This window comes from Delftia tsuruhatensis NBRC 16741 (genome assembly GCF_001571325.1).
In the GTDB taxonomy this organism is placed as follows: Bacteria; Pseudomonadota; Gammaproteobacteria; order Burkholderiales; family Burkholderiaceae_C; genus Comamonas; species Comamonas tsuruhatensis.
This window is the reverse complement of record NZ_BCTO01000030.1, coordinates 77046-93148: the sequence shown is the minus strand read 5'-3', so window position 1 is coordinate 93148 and position 16103 is coordinate 77046. Positions and strand designations below refer to the sequence as shown.

The following is a 16103-nucleotide window of genomic DNA, read 5'->3' as shown; positions in this document are numbered from 1 at the left end:
CCCGAAAGGGTTCGGCGGCCCTGGCTTTTCCAGGGACGTCCCCACCCATGAATCTCTCCCCCTCGCTGCTGGTCGCTGCCTCCCTGGTCCTGATGGGCTGCTCGGCCCAACAGCAGGACACGGTGGCTGCCGCTCCAGCGCGCGCGCCAGCACCGCAGCCTGCTCCCGATCCAGCTCCCGATCCAGTTCTTTTGTTCGCGGCACCCGGCGAGCCCCTGCCCCCGGGCGGCCAGACCACGGTCCACGCCACGGGCCGCAACGCCTTCTCGCTGCCTGCCGCCAACCTGGACGATGCCGAGCGCACGCGCTTCGTCATCGGCAACTCCTTCTTCAAGCGCAACTGGGTGCAGGCGCCGGCCTCCACCACGGCGCGCGATGGCCTGGGCCCGCACTTCCTGGCGCGCTCCTGCGGCGGCTGCCATGTGCAGGACGGCCGTGCCCAGCCGCCCGACTTCCACAACCCGCTCAAGCCCCAGCCTTTCGCGGGCCTGCTCATGCGGCTGTCCATTCCAGGTGAAGGCCCGCACGGCAGCCCGGTGCCGGACCCGGTCTATGGCGACCAGTTCAACACCGAGGGCGTGCTGGGCGTCAGGGGCGAGGGTCAGCTGCGCATCCGCTATGAACAGGTGCATGGCCGCTTTGCCGACGGCACGGCCTACACGCTGGAAAAGCCGGTCTACGAGCTGGCTGCGCTCAACTACGGCCCCCTGGCTGCCAACCTGATGACCAGCCCGCGCATTGCGCCCCAGGTCATCGGCCTGGGCCTGCTGGAGCACATCCCGGAGTCCGAGATCCTGGCCAACGCTGCCGCCCAGGCGGCCCTGGGCGGCCCCATCAAGGGCCAGCCCAACTATGTCTGGGATGCCTACGGCGAACGCATGATGCTGGGCCGCTTCGGCTGGAAGGCCAACGTGGCCTCCATTGCCCACCAGACGGCTTCGGCCTTCCTGGGCGATATCGGCATCACATCGAAGCGTTTCCCGCACCAGACCTGCACGCCCGCGCAAAAGGACTGCCTGGCCGCGCCCAACGGCAACGGCGCCGAGGGCGTGGAGATCGAGGACCGCGTGCTGGACGACGTGATCTTCTACCAGGCCACGCTGGCGCCGCCTGCACGGCGCAACGCCAGCGACCCTGCCGTGCGCCGTGGCGAGGCACTGTTCCACCAGGCCCAGTGTGCGCAGTGCCACCGGCCCTCGTACAAGACGGGCGGGGCGCTGTTCCCCGCGCTGTCTCCGGCGCTCAGCAGCCAGGCGCTGTCCGGCCAGACCATTGCGCCCTACACCGACCTGCTGCTGCACGACATGGGCGAGGCCCTGGCCGATGGCCGGCCCGACTTCAAGGCCTCAGGCCGCCAGTGGCGCACGCCGCCGCTGTGGGGCATAGGCCTGCTGCCCGATGTCAACAACCACCAGCGTCTGCTGCACGACGGCCGTGCGCGCGGCGTGCTGGAAGCCATCCTCTGGCACGGCGGCGAGGCCGAAGCCGCGCGCGAACAGGTGCGCCAGTTCAGCGCCGAAGACCGTGAAGCCCTGGTCAAATTTGTGGAGTCCCTCTGATGCAAGGCATGTGCATGACCCCTCGCCAAACCCTTTGTGCCGCCGCGCTGGCGCTGCTGGCCACCACCCCAGCCCAGGCCCAGGAAGTGGAGGCCAACATGGCCATCCCCTTCTACAACACGGCCCATGCCGTGCAGGGGCTGTATGGCCAATGGTTCTCGCCCCAGGCCAAGGCCGCGCAGGCATCCGCCCAGGCGCTGAGCCAGGCGCTGCGCGCGCACTGCGCAGCACCTGCGGCACCTGCGGGATCGGCTGCCGCCACGCTGCAGACGGCGCGCCAGGCCTATGTGCAATCGTCGCGGCAGTGGAGCAGCCTCTCGGCCGTGGCCCTGGGGCCGCTGGTGGAGCGCCGCTCGGCACGCCTGGTGGACTTCCGCCCCATGCGCCCGGCCCTGCTCAAGAAGGCCATACAGTCGGCCCCCGCCGATCTGGCCGCCATGGAGCGCATCGGCGCACCCGCCAAGGGATACCCGGCGCTCGAGAACCTGCTGTGGACCCAGCCCGTGGAGCCGCAGACGCCGGCCTGCGCCTATGCCACCCTGGTGGCCGAGGAAATCGGCGCCGAGATGGGCATCCTCCGCAATGGCTTTGCCAAGCTTGCCGCCCAGGACTGGTCCGAGGACGGCGATGCCACCACCGAAGCCATGGCCGAGTTCATCAACCAGTGGGTCGGCGGCCTGGAGCGCCTGCGCTGGGCGGACATGGAAAAGCCCTTGCGCAGTGCGGGCAGTGCAGGCAGCAAGCCCCCCGCTTGGGAGCACCTGGCCAGCGGCAGCACCGTCGAGGTCTGGCGCGCGCACTGGCAGGGCCTGCGCACGCTGGCCGTGAGCGTGGACCGCAAGGTGCCCCGGCCCGGCGTGGACATCGTGCCCATCGAGTCCTACCTGCGCGGCCGTGGCCTCAACCCGCTGGCCGACCGCTGGCTCAAGGCCGTCAACGAGGCCGATGCCGGCATGCGCGCCCTGACCGAGCCGAGTGCCAAGGCCGTCGATGCCGCGACCAAGCCGCTGTCGCGCCTCAAGCGCCTCATGGAAGGCGAGGTGGCGCCTGCGCTGGAAGTCAACATCGGGTTCTCGGATGCCGACGGGGATTGAGCAGGCGCTGAATCGCCGCCGCTGGCTGCAGGGCCTGGGTCTGCTGGCTGCCATGCCGCTGGCAACCTCCCATGCGGCCAGGCCGTCTGGACCGGCACGGTCGCTGGCTGCGGCCTGGATGCAGGGCGAGCAGATGCGTGTCGGCATCGTGCAGGCCCGTGCGCAGGTGGACAGGCCGCTGCAGGTGCTGCAGGCCCTGGATGTGCCCACGCGCGCCCATGGCATGGCCGCGCTGCGCGACGGCTCCGTGGTCTTCGCCAGCCGCCGCCCCGGCGACTGGCTGGTGCGCCTGAAGCCCGGACAGGCCGCCGAGGATGCGCAATGGCAGTGGATAGAGCCCGACCGCTTCTTCAACGGCCATGTCATCGAAAGTGCCGATGGCCGCCATCTCTACACCACCGAGACCGACCTGGAAGATGCCCAGGGCCTGATCGGCGTGCGCGATGCCATCACCTTGGAGAAGATCGCCGAATGGCGCACGGGCGGCATGGACCCGCACCAGCTGCTGCTGGACGCCGACGGCACGCTCATGGTCGCCAACGGCGGCATTCCCACGCAGTCCGAGACCGGCCGGCGCAAGCTGCAGCTGGACCACATGGACTCGTCCATCGCGCGGCTGTTGCCGGCAGAAGGCGGCGCCCGTGCCGGCCTGTGGAAGCTGGACGACAGCCGCCTGAGCCTGCGCCACCTGGCCTGGGGCCCGCAGGTCGCCCACGCGCCCGCGCGCCGCTGGCTGGGCATTGCGCTGCAGGCCGAGCACCGCGACACCGAAGCGCGCGCCGCCGCGCCCGTGCTGGCCCTGTTCGATGGCCACCGTTTGCATGCCGTGCCCCTGCCCGAAGGGCGCGAGCCCCTGGCCGGCTATGGCGGCGACATCGGTTGCGACGGCCAGCTCTTCGCCGTCAGTTGCCCGCGCGTGAACACCGTCACCTGGTGGCAGGTGCCCGGCAACGGCCAGGCCAGCGGACGCTGGCTGCGGGGCGATGCCATGCCAGGCGTGTACTGCGTGGCCAACGCAAGCGTCTCGCTCGATGCCAACGGCCGGCCCCTGCCTGCCGAGCCCGCGCTGTGGATGGGCGGTGCGCGCCAGGCCCAGCTGCGACAACGCGGCCAGGTGTTGCGCACGGTGGCGGTGCCTGGAATGGCGCTGGACAACCACTGGATTGAGCTGAAGAGCCGCCGCTAGCAGCCGGGGGAGGGCGCCGAGCAGGGTGCGCTCCCGGCGTGCCCGCGCTCTGTTCGTCGGGCAAGAAAAAAGGGTCTACGCTTGCACGTAGACCCTTTTCTTTGTTTGGTGGCGCTTCACGGACTCGAACCGCGGACCTGTGGATTATGATTCCATCGCTCTAACCGACTGAGCTAAAGCGCCGTAAGACCTAAATTATATGCAGAATTTTTGGTCGATCCGGGAAGTTGTGCAAATTTCTCGAAATTTCTTTGCGAGAGGCCTGCAGTGCCTTGCCGGAAGACGCGCATTGTAGCGTGTCTTTCAGCAGGTTCAGAGATGTTTGAAGTTTGCGGGGCGCTTGTTGACAAAGGCGTCCATGCCTTCCTTCTGGTCCTGCGTGGCGAACAGCGCGTGGAACAGGCGGCGCTCGAACATGACGCCGTCAGCCAGCGAGCCCTCGAAGGCGCGGTTCACCGATTCCTTGGCCGCCATGACGGCGATCTGCGAGAAGCCGCTGATGATGATGGCGGCGCCCAGGGCTTCGTCCATGAGCTTGTCGAAGGGCACTACGCGGCTGACCAGACCGGCGCGCTCGGCCTCGGTGGCGTCCATCATGCGGGCCGTGAGGGCCATGTCCATGGCCTTGGACTTGCCCACGGCACGTGGCAGGCGCTGCGTGCCGCCGGCGCCGGGGATGACGCCCAGCTTGATTTCCGGCTGGCCGAACTTCGCGTTGTCGGCGGCGATGATGAAGTCGCACATCATCGCCAGCTCGCAGCCGCCGCCCAGGGCAAAGCCGCTGACGGCGGCGATCACGGGCTTGCGGATGCTGCGGATGGTCTCCCAGTTGCGCGTGATGTAGTCGCCCTTGTAGGCGTCGGCAAAGCTGTACTTGGCCATGGCGCCGATGTCGGCGCCGGCTGCAAAGGCTTTCTCGCTGCCGGTGATGATCATGCAGCCGATGGCCTCGTCGGCATCAAAGGCCTGCAGGGCCTGGCCCAGCTCGTTCATGAGCTGGTCGTTGAGCGCGTTGAGCTGCTTGGGGCGGTTGAGCGTGATGATGCCGACCTTGTCGGCTTCGACGCGAACTTCAATCATTTCGTAGGCCAAGGGAGTCTCCTGCTGGGGTTGTCGTCGTGATGCTCAAGAATAACCGGCCAGGGGCGCGGGTGCGCATGTGTGCATGTGCGCGCGTGCACCGCGTTTCACGGCGTGCCGGGAGCCTGCGGGCTGTCGGCGCGGCCGCCCAGCCAGCGTCCCACGGCCTCTTCGTCGGTGATTTCCAGGGCGAGGTTGCTGGGAGACGGGGGCTGTGTAGCGCTGGAGATGGCAGCTTTTGCATCGCCGTTGTCCGTTTTCTCGACCATGGCGGCCTCGCTCAGCAGGGCCGAGCCCCAGGGCAGGGTGAAGGCCAGGATCTGGCGGTCGCGGGCCACCCAGGCCACGACCTCCAGCGCCGTGCCTGCGTACAGCGCCACATCGTCCAGGCGGGTGATGCGCCAGCGTGCGGGCTGTGCATCCTCGGCCCCGGTGGGCAGCTCGATGGCCAGCCATTCGTCGCCGGCCATGAAGCCTGCGCGCTCGGCCAGGCTGCCGCGCAGCACGGTCTTGACGGTGATGCCCTGGCTTTCCTGTACGCGCAGGCCCAGCCGCTGGGCAGTCTGCGCCGGTTCGGCCTTGGCCTGCACGCCCTGGGCGGCCAGCAGCTCGGCCAGCGGCAGGTCGTCGGTGCCGTGCACCCATTGCGTGATCTCGGGGGCGAAGCTGCGCCCGCCCAGCTCCTGCAGCACGGCCAGCACATCGGCCTCGCGCATGGGGCCGCCCTGGCAGCGCTGCCACAGCGCGCGCATCACGTCGTCCAGCGTGCTGCGGCCTTCGCGGCGCAGTTGCAGGTCCAGGGCCAGCGCGACCAGGCAGCCCTTGGTGTAGTAGCTGACGGTCTGGTTGGGCGTGTTCTCGTCCTGGCGGTAGTACTTGACCCAGGCGTCATAGCTGGCCTGGGCCACGGACTGCAGGCGGCGGCCCGGTGTCTGCAGCACCTGGTTGATGGTGCGCGTGACCAGCTTGAGGTACTGGGCGTTGTCGATCAGGCCGGCGCGGCGCAGCAGCAGGTCGTCGTAGTAGCTGGTGAAGCCTTCGAAGAACCACAGCAGCTCGGTGTAGTTCTCCTGCCCGTAGTCGTAGCGTGCGAATTCTGCGGGGCGCAGGCGCTTGACGTTCCAGGTGTGGAAGTACTCGTGGCTGATCAGGCCCAGCAAGGTGGTGTAGCCCTCGGCGGCCTTGCGCTCGCCCACGCGCGGCAGGTCGCGCCGGCCGCAGATCAGGGCCGTGGAGTTGCGGTGCTCCAGGCCCCCATAGCCGTCATCGACCACGTTGAGCATGAACACATAGCGCTGCATGGGCGCGGGCGTGGCCTGCTCGCCCGTACCGTGCCAGAAGGCCAGCACGGTCTCGCAGATCCTGCGTGCATCGGCAACCAGGCGCGCGCCGTCGAAGCTGGGCGCGGCGCCCGCAACGACGAAGCTGTGGGGCACGCCCGCGGCCACGAAGTCGCCACGCCAGAAGCTGCCCATCTCCACGGGGCAGTCCACCAGTTCGTCGTAGTGGGCAGCGCGGTACAGGCCCCAGCCGCGCGCATCGGCGTCCACGGCGTCCAGGCCGGTGGCCACCTGCCACGATGCCGTGGCGTCCGATGCAAGCAGCTGCAGCGTATGCGGCGTGTCTTCCTGGCCGTGCACGCGCAGGCACAGGCTGGTGCCGTTGAAGAAGCCGCGGCGGCGGTCCAGCCAGGCCGTGCGCACCGAGCTGTCGTAGGCGCAGAACTGGTAGCTGAGCACCAGCGGCACGCCGGCTGCGCAGTCGACCTGCCAGAGGTTCTTGCCCTGCTGGGCCAGCGCGACGGGACGGCCGTCCTGCTCGGCAGACAGGTCCTGGAGGTTCTTGGAGAACTCCCGCACCAGATAGCTGCCGGGAATCCAGACCGGCAGCGACAGGGTCTGGCCGGCGGCCGGGCGGGCGATGTGCAGCTGCACGCTGAACAGGTGCGCATCCACATCAAGGGCCTGCACGCGGTAGTGGATGTCCGCTGCGGCAGTGGCAGCGGCGGTGGCGGCGAGGGGAGAGGTCATTCGGGCTCCTGCAGGTGTGGCCTGGAGGCTGCCCGGGCCCGCTGCGGCGGGCTGGAGCCGGGAAGCTCCGGCCAAGGGGAATCAGAGGGGCGGGCCCGGCATCAGGCCCGCGAGGCGGCGATCAGCGTGCGGCTGCGGCCAGGTTCTTCTCGACTTCCTGGGCGCTGATGGCGCCAGGCACTCGGGTGTTGTTGGTGAAGATGACGGTGGGCGTTCCCGTGATCTTGTACTTGCGGCCGAAGGCCAGGTTGCGCTGCACGGCCGAGGTGTCGCATTGGGCAGCGGCCGGTACCTTGTCGCGCAGCATGTGGTCGGCCCATGCACCGGCCTGGTCCTTGGCGCACCAGATGTTGCGCGATTTCTCGGCCGAATCGGGGCTCAGGATGGGGTACAGGAACAGGTAGATGGTGACGTTGTCCACGTTCTGCAGGTCGCGTTCGAAGCGCTTGCAGTAGCCGCAGTTGGGGTCCTCGAACACGGCCATCTTGCGTTCGCCCTTGCCGTGGACGATGGTCACGGCGTCCTTGAGCGGCAACTGCTTGAAGTCCACCGCCGTCAGCTGGTTCATGCGGTCTTCGGTGAGGTTGCGGCGTGCCTTGGTGTCGATCAGCTCGCCCTGGATCAGGTAGTTGCCCTTGGCGTCCGTGTAGAACAGATCCGTGCCGATGCGCACCTCGAACAGGCCGGACATGGGCGTGGGGCGGATTTCGTCGATCTTTTCCAGCTGGGGAATGCGCTCGGTCAGCGTCTTGCGCAGGTTGGCGTCCTGGGCGTGAACACCGAGGCTCCAGGTCAGGCTGGCAGCCGTCAGCAGGCAGGCGAAGAGTTTCATGGCAATGCGGAGGTGGGCGGGGCCGCGTTCAGGCCGGCCGCGCCGTGGTTGAGGGGGGAGTGCGCAGCGCAGGGCGCCACGGAGCACGGGTACGAGTCGCAAATCGGCAAAGGGTTCAACGGCAAGCATTCCTGCATGCCGGGCTCAGGCGCCGCTGCGCGGGTCCAGGCCCATGGCCTGGCGCGCCATCCAGTCCTTGAGCGGGCCGAAGCGCTCGAAGCCCTTCATGCCCCAGTTGCGCAGCATCTGCACCGGCACCTCCGGTCGGCTGAACAGCTGCTGCAGCCCGTCCATGGCCAGGCCCATGGGCGCCAGCGCGGCCTTGCGCTCGCGTTCGTAGCGGCGCAACAGGCGCAGATCGCCCGTGCTGCGCCAGTAGCCGCGCTCCTGCAGCACGCGGGCCAGCGCCTGCACATCGCCCAGGCCCAGGTTCAGGCCCTGGCCTGCCAGCGGGTGCACGTTGTGGGCCGCGTCGCCCACCAGCACCCAGCTGCGGGCCGAACGTGCATCGCCGTCAGGCATGGAGCCGCACCAGTGGTCGGCCACAGCCTGCTGCAGCGGCCAGGCCATGCGCGGTGCGCTCAGCTCCAGCCGGCCCAGTGCGCCCTGGCTGATGGCTTCCAGCCGCGCCGTGAAATCCTGCGTGTCGGCGGCCAGCCAGCCATCGGCCAGCTCGCGCGCAATGGACCAGACCACGGCCACGCTGTGGCCTTGGGGGCCTTCCAGCGGAAGCAGGGCCAGGATGCCTTCGGGCGTGAACCACTGGCGCGCCACCTGGCCGTGCGGCAGCTCGCAGTGCAGCCGGGTGGCGATGGCGTGCTGTGCATAGGGCGTGACGGCGAAGTCCACGCCGAACTCGCTGCGCGTGCGGCTGGCACGGCCTTCGCAGATGGCCGTCAGCGGCGCGGCCACGGGCTGGTGCACCACCTCGACCATGGGCTGGTAGCGCACGGCCTCGGCCAGGCGCTGCTCCAGCGCGGGCACATCGACGATCCAGGTCAGGGCGTCGACGTCCTGGCGGGCAGCGTCGAACAGCACGTGGCCGTCCAGGTCGCCAAAGACTTCCATCTGCGTCACGGGCGTGGCGTGCTCGTCGTCCGGCCAGCAGCGCAGGCTGTCCAGCAGGCCGCGTGCGCTGGCATTGAGCGCGTAGGCGCGCACATCGGGCGCGTTGCCGGTGGGAGCGGCCACCACCAGGGCCACGCGCAGCCGTTCCCGGGCCAGCAGGAGAGCCAGGGTCCGGCCTGCGATGCCGGCCCCGCGTATACATACATCAAAGGTTTGCGCCATGGCCGGCATTGTAGGAGTCCGGGCCATGCCGGGGATTCCAACTGGCGCAAACTCCGGCTTTGGCGTGATGTGCCGCAGCCTGCGTCGCCATCTGGCATATTGCCGCCCATCGCATGGCGCCATTCGCGCCATGGATGGCATACACACTCCAGATTTCCCCAAAAAGAGCTATCCGATGTTTGACCAAGAAAGAGACGTGCAGGGCCGCATTGCCCAGTTGTGGGTATATCCCGTCAAATCCTGCGCGGGCATCGCGCTGCAAAGCAGCGGCGTCGGCGCCACGGGCCTGGCCTGGGACCGCCATTGGATGGTGGTCGATGCCAACGGCGAATTCCTGACCCAGCGCGACCATCCGCGCATGGCCTGGATACGCCCCGAGCTGGAGGCCGGCCACCTGGTCCTGCATTTCCCCCAGCTCCCGCCCCTGCGCATCCCGCTGCAGGCCACGGGCCCGGTGCGCCAGGCGCGCGTCTGGTCGGATGGGGTCCAGGCCTGGGACATGGGGCCGGAGGCAGCGCGCTGGCTGACCCAGGCCCTGGGCGCGGATTGCGCCCTGGTGCGTTTCGACCCGGCCGCGCCGCGCCGCACCAGCGAGCGCTGGACAGGCGGCGAGGCCGCGCCCGTGCACTTTGCGGACGGCTACCCGCTGCTGGTGCTGAGCCAGGCGGCCGTGGATGAGCTCAACCAGCGCCTGCAGGCCGCCGGCCAGCCCGCCGTCGATGCCCGCCGCTTCCGACCGAACATCGTGATCGAGGGACTCGAGGCCCACGACGAGGACCGGGTCGACGGGTTCGACGTGCTCGATGCCCGGGGCCTGCGGCTGCGCATGGCCAAGCCCTGCACACGCTGCCCCATTCCCGACATCGACCCCGTCACGGCCGTGCAGGGCACCGCCGTGGGTGATGCCATCCGTACCTACCGCCAGGACGACCGTGTCGATGGTGCCATCACCTTCGGCATGAATGCCGTGCTGGAAGGCCTGCACGACGGGGCTGAACTGGCTGTTGGCCAGTCCGTGGCCGGCGACTGGCAGTTCGCCTGAAACGACAGGAAATGCCCGGTTGACTAAAATACGGGGTTTGTCCCCAGAATCCCTGTAGAAAGCCCTGCCATGAGCCTCAAATGCGGCATCGTGGGCCTGCCCAATGTGGGCAAGTCCACTCTCTTCAACGCGCTGACGAAGGCCGGCATCGCCGCCGAGAACTATCCCTTCTGCACCATCGAGCCGAACACCGGCGTGGTGGAAGTGCCCGATCCGCGCCTGCAGAAGCTGGCCGACATCATCACGCCCGAGCGCATCGTCCCGGCCATCGTCGAATTCGTGGACATCGCCGGCCTGGTGGCCGGCGCCTCCAAGGGTGAAGGCCTGGGCAACCAGTTCCTGGCCCACATCCGCGAGACCGACGCCATCGTCAACGTGGTGCGCTGCTTCGAAGACCCGAACGTCATCCACGTGGCCAACAAGGTGGACCCCATCGCCGACATCGAGGTCATCCAGACCGAGCTGTGCCTGGCCGACCTGGCCACCGTCGAGAAGGCGCTGAACCGCTACAGCAAGGCCGCCAAGTCGGGCAACGACAAGGAAGCGGCCAAGCTGGTGGCGCTGCTGACCCCCATCCAGGCTGCCCTGGACCAGGGCAAGCCCGCACGCACGGTTCCCGTCTCCAAGGAAGACGCGCCCCTGCTCAAGCAGTTCTGCCTGATCACCGCCAAGCCCGCCATGTTTGTGGGCAACGTCAGCGAAGACGGCTTCGAGAACAACCCGCTGCTCGACAGCCTCAAGGCCTATGCCGAGGCGCAGGGCGCTCCCGTCGTGGCCATCTGCGCCAAGATCGAGGCTGAAATGGCCGAGATGAGCGACGAGGACCGCGACATGTTCCTGCAGGAACTGGGCCTGGAAGAACCGGGCCTGAACCGCCTGATCCGCGCCGGCTTCGGCCTGCTGGGCCTGCAGACCTACTTCACGGCCGGCGTCAAGGAAGTGCGCGCCTGGACCATCAAGGTCGGCGACACCGCCCCCCAGGCCGCAGGCGTCATCCACGGCGACTTCGAGCGCGGCTTCATCCGCGCCCAGACCATCGCCTTCGACGACTTCATCGCCTTCAAGGGCGAGCAAGGCGCCAAGGACGCGGGCAAGATGCGCGCCGAAGGCAAGGAATATGTCGTCAAGGATGGCGACGTAATGAACTTCCTGTTCAACGTCTGAGGCAACGGATGCCGCGGCAGAACTGCTGAAAAGCAGTTCTCGCCCACCTCAGGAAACCGCGCTTGTGCGCGGTTTTTTCATGTCTGGATCGATTCGGTCCCACGCACCGAACGTCCATGGACAATGGCGCCTTTCCATTGGGGAAAGAGAGACCTTGAAATGGACCGCCCGCATTTCAGATTCCATCCCGGTGCCTATGAAACCGTCTTCGAGCAGGAAGAGGGTGTGTGTTCCTGCTGCGGACAAAACCGCAGCCTCAAGTACGAAGGCCCGTTCTACAGCCAGCAAAGCCCCGATTACCTGTGTCCCTGGTGCATTGCCAGCGGGCAGGCTTGCGAGACATACGACGGCGAACTTGTGGGATACACCGATATCGAAGGCGTGTCGCCTGATCCGGCAGACCCGGAGCCCGCCATCGCCAGGGAACTGCTACTGGAGATCGCGCTGCGCACGCCCGGCTACAGGGCCTGGCAGCAGCCCGTGTGGCTCACGCACTGCAACGAGCCCTGTGTCTTCCTGGGTCACGCCGACAGGCAGGCCGTAGAGCCTTTCCTTGCTGAAGTCCTGCCCGACATGGAAGGCATCTACAAAAAGGATGCCCAGTGGATGCTGGAGCGGATGTCCAAGGACGGCATGATTTCAGGCTGCCTTTTCCGGTGCGTGCGTTGCGGCGAGCATAGGCTGCATATGGATGTGGGATGAACCCGATGATCGACTACGAAACGCTCTCCACCCAGACCGGCATTGCCTTGCCGCCACTGTTGAAGGAATTTCTGGCATCGGGAAAGACCCACTATGGCCCGGATTGGGCTGATACCTGGCGCCAGCGCTGCCTGCAGGACCCGCCCTTGTTCATGAGTTGGCAGGACTTCGAATGGATAGACGCCGAAGCCAGCCGGGAAGTCATCGAGGGCTGGCTTCATCCTGGCGCACAGAACGGCCGGAGCTTTCTGCCATTCGCCCAGTCGGGCGCCGGCGATGCCTGGTGCCTGACGCCGCTGGACACGCATGGCGTGGGCGTGGCGCTGGTGTTGCACGATGACGAGGCCAGCAGCCTTTCGCACGCCTGCTTCGATGACTTTGTCTGCGCGGGATTTCTGCAGGCCTTTGCGGACCTGAGCCATCACCTCGATGACTTCACGCAGCAGGAGGCTCTGCAACTGTTGCAGGCCGATGTGACCCGGGCCACGCGCTGCATGAAGGGGGCGCTGGGCGACTATCTGCAGGATTTCTGCCGGCGTCCCTTGGAGATCAGGCCTTGGCGCGACGGGCCCCGGGCGCGTGTTCGCCAGGTGGCTTCATTGATTTCACAAGATGAACTGGCGGCCGAACTGGACCGGCTGCCCGCCGTGGACCTTTCCTTTCCCGTCGTGGCGCGCTGGGAAGTGTGTTCATCGGACGAGGGCAGCACGCAGCCCGGCCTGGTGCCAGAGCCCGCAAAGATCGACTGGCGCACCCTTGCCGCCGATCCCCTGCAGAAGATGGCGGCCATCAGGGCCTGCCAGAGTGAGCATGGCTGCAGCCTGGGACAGGCCAAGGCCATGGTGGACCAGTACATCGGAAGCTTGGACCGCCATGCCTGAACGCGGGCAACCCCGCCCCTTCAACCCACCATAATCACCCATCCCGCCAACCGACCTCCCTCACCTTCGTGCCCCACCCCACCAGTCCCGCAGCCTCTCCCATCCATGCCGAACTCGTTGCCGTGCTGGCGGCGGTGACCCAGGGCACGCCGCGCGTGCTGACCACGGCGGACGGGCAGTTGCTGCCGGCGGGGCCGTTCGAGGTGGGGCACCGTTCGCTGCAGGCCGGCCTGCGCGCCTGGGTGGAGGAGCAGACCCATCACCCGCTGGGCTACATGGAGCAGCTCTACACCTTCGCCGATGGCGATCGCACCGATGCCAGCGGGGCGCGCGTGATCTCGGTCAGCTACCTGGGGCTGACGCGCGAGTCTGCCGACCGCAGCGCGGGGCAGGCCGTCTGGCAGGACTGGTACCGCTACTTTCCCTGGGAAGACTGGCGCGGCGGCGAGCCGGCCCTGCTGCGCTCCCACATCGCTCCGCGCCTGCATGCCTGGATGGCCGAGGCGCGCGGCGCCCAGCGTGCGCTGCGGCGCCAGCGCGCGGACATCGCCTTCGGCCTGGACGGCGGGCCCTGGAACGAGGACATGGTGCTGCAGCGCTACGAGCTGCTGTACGAGGCCGGACTGGTGCAGGAGGCGGCCCACCGCGTCCATGGCGCGGCCGCCATGCTGCCCGGCGAGGCCATGCACCACGACCACCGCCGCATCCTGGCCACGGGCATGGCGCGGCTGCGCGCCAAGATCAAGTACCGGCCCGTGGTGTTCGAGCTGATGCCGCCCGAGTTCACGCTGCTGCAGCTGCAGCAGACGGTGGAGGCGCTGGCCGGGCGCGGGCTGCACAAGCAGAACTTTCGCCGCCTGATCGAGCAGCAGGATCTGGTCGAGGAGACCGGCCAGCTCACGGTGGGCTCGGCGGGCCGGCCGGCCAAGCTGTTCCGCTTTCGCAGCGATGTGCTGCTGGAGCGGGCCATCTCCGGCAGCAAGCTGCCGCTGGCCAAGGGCATCGACGGTTCCCCCTGAGCTGCACGGCACTTGCCCGATTGTGACAATGGCTTGACAGCACTTATGCTCGTATCTAGCATAAGTTCCTCGCTCAAGCCCGCAAGGCCGCGCGCCACATTTTTTTGACCTACATATACTCAAAATGAGCATTAATATTGCCAATGCCCTCAGTGCCCGCCTGCCTGTGCCGCCGCTGCCCGACCTGATGCTGGAGCCGCTGGTGCGCTCGGCCCTGCTGGAAGACCTGGGCCGCGCGGGCGACCTGACCACGGATGCCATCGTCCCTGCCGACGCGCAGGCCGAACTGCGCCTGGTGGCGCGCCAGGAGGGCGTGCTGGCCGGGCTGGACATGGCGCGGCTGGCGTTCCGTGCGCTGGATGCGCAGTCGCGTTTCGAGCCGGTGCTGCGCGATGGCAGCGAACTGGCGCCCGGCCAGGAGATCGCGCGCATCCACGGCAGCGCGCGCGCCATCCTCACCGCCGAGCGCGTGGCGCTCAACTACCTGTGCCACCTGAGCGGCGTGGCCACGGCCACGGCATCGATCGCGCGGGCCATCGCCGACACGGGCGCACGCGTGACCTGCACGCGCAAGACCATGCCGGGCCTGCGTGCGCTGCAGAAGTACGCGGTGCGCGTGGGCGGCGGCAGCAATCACCGCTTCGGCCTGGACGATGCCGTGCTGATCAAGGACAACCACATCGCGCTGGCCGGCGGCGTGGCCGAAGCCCTGGCCCGGGCGCGCGCGGGCGTGGGCCACATGGTGCAGATCCAGCTGGAGGTGGACACGCTGGAGCAGCTGGAGGTGGCGCTGTCCCTGGGCGTGGAAGTGGTGCTGCTGGACAACATGGACCTGGACACGCTGCGCACGGCCGTCTCCATGGCGCGCGGGCGCGCGGTGACCGAAGCCTCGGGCCGCATCACGCCCGAGACGGCGCGCGCCGTGGCCGAGACCGGCGTGGACCAGATCGCCGTGGGCTGGATCACGCACAGCGCCCGGGTTCTCGACATCGGCCTCGACACCTGAAATGAGGCACCCCCTGAGCCGCTGCGCGGCTTCCCCCGTGTGCACGGCGCCCTCTCTCGCTGCGCGGGAGGGGGGCGTCCGGGCAACCGGCGACACCCTGGCTGCGGGCGGCGCGGCCGGCTCAGGCCCTTGCTCGGTGTCCCTGAGTTGGGCTGCGCCGGTTTTTTGCACCTAGCCCAGTGGAGCAGTTGCCATGTTTTTTGAAGGGTGTACCTTGAAGCGACGGAGACTCTGGACGCTGGCGGCCTGCGCGCTGCTGGCGGGCGCATCGGGGCTGTGGCTGGCGGCGCCGGGCAAGGCCGGCACGCGCCTGGAGCGGCCCATCACCATCGTCGTGACCTTTCCGCCGGGTGGCGGCACGGACCTGCTGGCGCGGCGGCTGGGCGAGCAGCTGCAGCAGCGCCTGGGCCAGCCCGTGGTGGTGGAGAACCGGCCCGGCGCCAGCGGCAACATCGGCGCCCATGCCGTGGCCCAGGCCGCAGCGGACGGCAGCACCTTGCTGATGGCCAACAGCTCGTTCGCCATCAATCCCGGTGTCTACGAACGCCTGGATTTCGACCCGCGCAAGGACTTCACGGCGGTGTTCAACGCAGGCTCCATCGCCTCGGTGCTGGTCGTGCCTGCGGACAGCGCGCTGCAGACGCTGGAGGATGCGCTGGCCCAGGCGCGCCAGGAACGGCCGCTGCTGTTCGCCTCCTGCGGCAACGGCACGCCCCAGCACCTGGCCGGCGAGATGCTGGCCCGGGAGGCGAAGCGCTTTGTGCAGCATGTGCCCTACAAGGGCTGCGGCCCGGCCATCACGGCCGTGGCGGCAGGCCAGGTGGCGGCGGGCATGGTCACGGCCAGCAGTGCTGCGGCCATGATCGCTGCAGGCCGCGTGCGCGCCCTGGCCGTCACGGCGCCGCAGCGACTGCCGCAGCTGGCCGGCGTTCCCACGGTGGCCGAGCGCGGCCTGCCGGGCTTTGCGGTGGAGCAGTGGCATGGCCTGCTGGCACCTGCCGCCACGCCCCGGGCCACGGTGCAGGCATTGCATGACACGCTGGGGCAGGCGCTGGCCGATCCCGCCGTCAGCGCTGGCTTGCGCGACCAGGGCTACACCCTGGCGCGGCAGACACCGGGCCAATTCCAGGCGCTGATCGCGGCCGACATCGACCGCTATGCGGCCGTGACCCGGGCGCTGGGCCTGAAGGCCGATTGAAGGCCGATTGAGTGGCCGAC

The 16103-nt window shown here is 68.4% G+C and carries 14 protein-coding genes and 1 tRNA gene; 10 read left to right on the top strand and 5 right to left on the bottom strand.

Going from position 1 to position 16103, the window contains the following annotated elements; translation table 11 throughout:
- The first annotated feature begins 47 nt into the window (after nucleotides 1-47).
- Genes DTS01S_RS15610 through DTS01S_RS15600 form a run of 3 tightly spaced genes read left to right on the top strand, consistent with a single transcriptional unit; the run spans nucleotide 48 to nucleotide 3839 of the window.
- Nucleotides 48-1559, top strand: coding sequence for a di-heme oxidoreductase family protein (locus tag DTS01S_RS15610; RefSeq protein WP_061288067.1), 1512 nt, complete (start codon nucleotides 48-50; stop codon nucleotides 1557-1559).
- Complete coding sequence (locus DTS01S_RS15605; RefSeq protein ID WP_061288065.1) at nucleotides 1559-2653, top strand: imelysin family protein; 1095 nt, start codon at nucleotides 1559-1561, stop codon at nucleotides 2651-2653. Before DTS01S_RS15610 ends, DTS01S_RS15605 begins: the two co-directional genes overlap by 1 nt.
- A complete protein-coding gene (locus DTS01S_RS15600) occupies nucleotides 2637-3839 on the top strand; it encodes a DUF1513 domain-containing protein (protein ID WP_061288063.1) in 1203 nt (400 codons plus the stop codon). Before DTS01S_RS15605 ends, DTS01S_RS15600 begins: the two co-directional genes overlap by 17 nt.
- 106 nt (nucleotides 3840-3945) lie before the next feature.
- Here DTS01S_RS15600 and DTS01S_RS15595 read toward each other — a convergent pair.
- The 5 genes from DTS01S_RS15595 to DTS01S_RS15575 form a co-directional block, all read right to left on the bottom strand.
- A tRNA-Met gene (locus DTS01S_RS15595) sits at nucleotides 3946-4022 on the bottom strand.
- Between the two features lie 129 nt (nucleotides 4023-4151).
- Entirely contained in the window at nucleotides 4152-4931 is a 780-nt protein-coding gene (locus DTS01S_RS15590; protein ID WP_016447972.1) for an enoyl-CoA hydratase, read from the bottom strand.
- Between the two features lie 95 nt (nucleotides 4932-5026).
- Complete coding sequence (locus tag DTS01S_RS15585; RefSeq protein ID WP_061288061.1) at nucleotides 5027-6949, bottom strand: M61 family metallopeptidase; 1923 nt, start codon at nucleotides 6947-6949, stop codon at nucleotides 5027-5029.
- 121 nt (nucleotides 6950-7070) lie between these two features.
- Entirely contained in the window at nucleotides 7071-7781 is a 711-nt protein-coding gene (locus DTS01S_RS15580; protein WP_034364245.1) for a DsbC family protein, read from the bottom strand.
- A gap of 144 nt (nucleotides 7782-7925) precedes the next feature.
- Complete coding sequence (locus DTS01S_RS15575) at nucleotides 7926-9071, bottom strand: FAD-dependent monooxygenase (RefSeq protein WP_026062153.1); 1146 nt, start codon at nucleotides 9069-9071, stop codon at nucleotides 7926-7928.
- Nucleotides 9072-9246: 175 nt separating this feature from the next.
- On the opposite strand from DTS01S_RS15575, the gene DTS01S_RS15570 reads away from it, so the two are divergent.
- The 7 genes from DTS01S_RS15570 (at nucleotide 9247) to DTS01S_RS15540 (ending at nucleotide 16083) form a co-directional block, all read left to right on the top strand.
- Nucleotides 9247-10113: an MOSC domain-containing protein gene (locus tag DTS01S_RS15570; RefSeq protein ID WP_034399449.1), complete on the top strand. Its 867-nt coding sequence runs from the start codon at nucleotides 9247-9249 to the stop codon at nucleotides 10111-10113.
- A 69-nt stretch (nucleotides 10114-10182) separates the two neighbouring features.
- A complete protein-coding gene (gene ychF, locus DTS01S_RS15565; protein ID WP_016447967.1) occupies nucleotides 10183-11277 on the top strand; it encodes a redox-regulated ATPase YchF in 1095 nt (364 codons plus the stop codon).
- A gap of 159 nt (nucleotides 11278-11436) precedes the next feature.
- Nucleotides 11437-11979, top strand: coding sequence for a CbrC family protein (locus DTS01S_RS15560; protein WP_017404484.1), 543 nt, complete (start codon nucleotides 11437-11439; stop codon nucleotides 11977-11979).
- A complete protein-coding gene (locus DTS01S_RS15555) occupies nucleotides 11976-12860 on the top strand; it encodes an SMI1/KNR4 family protein (protein ID WP_139223862.1) in 885 nt (294 codons plus the stop codon). Before DTS01S_RS15560 ends, DTS01S_RS15555 begins: the two co-directional genes overlap by 4 nt.
- 68 nt (nucleotides 12861-12928) lie before the next feature.
- Nucleotides 12929-13879, top strand: a complete 951-nt coding sequence (locus DTS01S_RS15550) for an NUDIX hydrolase (RefSeq protein WP_013804059.1) — start codon at nucleotides 12929-12931, stop codon at nucleotides 13877-13879.
- 124 nt (nucleotides 13880-14003) lie between these two features.
- Nucleotides 14004-14885 (top strand): carboxylating nicotinate-nucleotide diphosphorylase, encoded by an 882-nt coding sequence (gene nadC / locus DTS01S_RS15545; protein ID WP_016447964.1) that lies wholly within the window; start codon nucleotides 14004-14006, stop codon nucleotides 14883-14885.
- A gap of 193 nt (nucleotides 14886-15078) precedes the next feature.
- On the top strand, nucleotides 15079-16083 hold the full coding sequence (locus tag DTS01S_RS15540; protein WP_061288059.1) for a tripartite tricarboxylate transporter substrate-binding protein: 1005 nt from the start codon (nucleotides 15079-15081) through the stop codon (nucleotides 16081-16083).
- Nucleotides 16084-16103: the final 20 nt, after the last annotated feature.